This window comes from Stenotrophomonas sp. Sm6012, assembly GCF_030985895.1.
Taxonomy (GTDB): Bacteria; Pseudomonadota; Gammaproteobacteria; order Xanthomonadales; family Xanthomonadaceae; genus Stenotrophomonas; species Stenotrophomonas forensis.
Genome location: NZ_JAPTFX010000278.1, coordinates 1 through 1,425 on the forward strand (window position 1 = coordinate 1; position 1,425 = coordinate 1,425).

Genomic DNA, 1,425 nt, shown 5'->3' on the forward strand with positions numbered 1-1,425 from the left:
GCGTGTCACCGGTAGAGTTTGAAAGGCGCTACGCGCAGAGCGGCAACTGAGTGTCTACAGAACTCTGGCCGGTCCATCTACTACGATTCTGACGAGAGCGCCCCATCGTTGGAAGATCAACTCATTAAAGCCAACTCATTGGACGAGCTGAACACCGTGCTGGTCAAGTCATTCGCCGACGAGGTGGCGTTGCTCAAGTACATGAAAGGTCACAAGACCGATACGGCCCTAGCCATTTTCAACAGCCCTCATTCAATCAGGTTCCCGGACTATGTCCAGCGTGCTATCGCCTAACCGGGTACTGCTATCGGCAGCCGGCTCTGGCAAGACCACCTTGCTGGTCCGCCAGGCCTTGGAGCGACCACAGCGCCGCATCGCTATGCTCACCTATACCTTGGAGAATCTCGAAGAAATTCGGCGCTCATTCGAGGCCCATGCCGGCGCGGTTCCCGCGAATGTTACGTTGTATAGCTGGTACGGATTTCTGCTACGCGAGTGTATTCGACCTTATCAGGCAGCACTGTGCCGCGAGCCACGGGTTGAATCGATTCAGTTCGTTGAAGGACGGACTAACAACCGGGCACCCCGCTCGCAGACTTCCCGCCACTATCTGGCAGGCGACAGGATGTACTCGGATCGGGCCTCCGATTTCGCCGTTCGTTGCGATGAGCTAACTCATGGTCAGGTCATCTCGCGCTTGGCGGACATGTACGACGAAGTGTACGTCGATGAAGTGCAGGACTTGGCTGGCTACGACCTAGATCTGATCGAGCGCCTGTTGAGGAGCCCGATCGGCATTACCCTGGTGGGCGACACTCGCCAAGCGACCTACGCCACCAACTACGCGCCTCGGTATAGCCAGTTCCGCGGACCGAACTTGGCGACCTTATTCCAGCTTTGGGAGTCGCACGGCTTGTGCCAGATCGATCACCGCCTCACAAGTTTGCGGTGCGTGCAGGCGCTATGTGATCTGGCCGACGCGCTCTATCCACAGATGCCTCGGACTCGATCAGGGAATGATCAGGTGACGGGTCACGATGGCATCTACCTTGTCGCGCCCCATCATGTGACCGCATACATGCAGGAATTTGCCCCGACCGTGCTGCGGCATGACCGACGGCAGGCGTGCGACGGCCTACCAGCGATGAACTTCGGTCAGTCCAAGGGACGCACCTACGGCCGGGTCCTCATCTTCCCTAATGGGCCTTTGACGCAGTACCTGCGCACTGCAGATGCGTCACGCATTACGGCGCCACCTAAGTATTACGTGGCCTTTACCCGGGCGAGGCAGAGTGTGGCGTTTGTGTATAACGGCACGTGCGCGCTTCTGGGCCACCAGCTCTATACGCCTTGGACCGGCCAGCCTTTCGTAGACATCCGGTTGCCATAATTGATGGCAATGACCGAGGTGTTTATGGGCAACAG

1 protein-coding gene is annotated in these 1,425 nt (G+C 58.0%); it reads left to right on the top strand.

All coding sequences use genetic code 11. The features are described 5' to 3' along the window. Positions 1-271 precede the first annotated feature (271 nt). Positions 272-1,390, top strand: coding sequence for a UvrD-helicase domain-containing protein (locus tag O0J73_RS22360; protein WP_308309677.1), 1,119 nt, complete (start codon positions 272-274; stop codon positions 1,388-1,390). The last annotated feature ends 35 nt before the right edge of the window (positions 1,391-1,425 follow it).

Coding starts and splice junctions, on each gene's coding strand:
- O0J73_RS22360 (WP_308309677.1), top strand. CDS start 272: ATGTCCAGCGTGCTATCGCCTAACCGGGTACTGCTATCGGCAGCCGGC.